Source organism: Variovorax sp. MHTC-1, from assembly GCF_003984645.1.
Classification (GTDB): domain Bacteria; phylum Pseudomonadota; class Gammaproteobacteria; order Burkholderiales; family Burkholderiaceae_C; genus Variovorax.
In genome coordinates, this window is sequence record NZ_RWKI01000090.1 from 1 (window position 1) to 953 (window position 953).

Annotated in this window: 1 pseudogene and 1 other annotated feature; the pseudogene reads right to left on the reverse strand. The window is 64.6% G+C overall.

Annotation, left to right across the window (positions count from 1 at the left end):
* A pseudogene (locus tag EJI01_RS28390) lies at positions 1-902 on the reverse strand (IS3 family transposase); the annotation flags it as partial.
* Positions 508-624, reverse strand: a sequence feature (AL1L pseudoknot). It overlaps the preceding pseudogene by 117 nt.
* Positions 903-953: the final 51 nt, after the last annotated feature.

The following is a 953-nucleotide window of genomic DNA, read 5'->3' on the forward strand; positions in this document are numbered from 1 at the left end:
CAAGCTGCCGTCGCGTTCGGGTTGACGGTCGTACAGCGCTTGCTCCAAGGCATCGAGCACGAAGTCCGTGCGCATCGAGCTGCTGACCCGCCAGCCCACGATGCGCCGGGCGAACACATCGATCACGAAGGCCACGTACAGCCAACCCTGCCACGTGGACACGTACGTGAAGTCCGAGACCCACAGCTGGTTCGGTCGCTGCGCGCGGAACTGGCGGTTGACCCGATCCAAAGGGCACGATGCCCTGGCATCGCTGAACGTGGTCTTCACCACCTTGCCGCGCACTACGCCTCGCAGCCCCAGGCGCCGCATCAGCCGCTCGACCGTGCAGCGGGCCACAGCCGTGCCTTCGCGTGCCAGTTGCCGCCAGCCCTTGTCGGCGCCGTAGACCTGCATGTTGGCTTGCCACACGCGTTGTATCTCTGGCACGAGGGCATCGTCGCGTTGCGCCCTGGCACAGCGCCTGTGCGGCTCACGCAGCAGCGCCGCGTGTCGCCGATAGCCCGACGGGGCGACCTGCAAGACCTTGCAGATCGGCTCGACCCCGAAGGTGCCGCGATGCTTGTCGATGAAATCCCTCAGGACTTCAGTCGGCGGTCGAGCTCCGCCTGGGCGAAAAACGCGCTCGCCAGCTTCAGGATCTCGTTGGCCCGGCGCAACTCCTTGACCTCGCGCTCGAGGTCCTTCATCCGCTGGGCCTCGCTGGTCGTGACGCCTTCTCGAACGCCGTTGTTGACCTCGTCGCGCTTGACCCATTCGTTCAGCGTCTGCGGCACGCAGCCGATCTTCGGTGCAATCGATTCGATCGCGGCCCATAGCGACGGGTACTCCCCACGGTGCTCCTGCACCATCCTCACCGCGCGCTCACGTACCTCGGGTGAGAACTTGTTCGACTTCTTCATGGCTCAATCCTCTCAGAGTGTTGAGCCTCCACAAAATCCGGGGCGATTCAT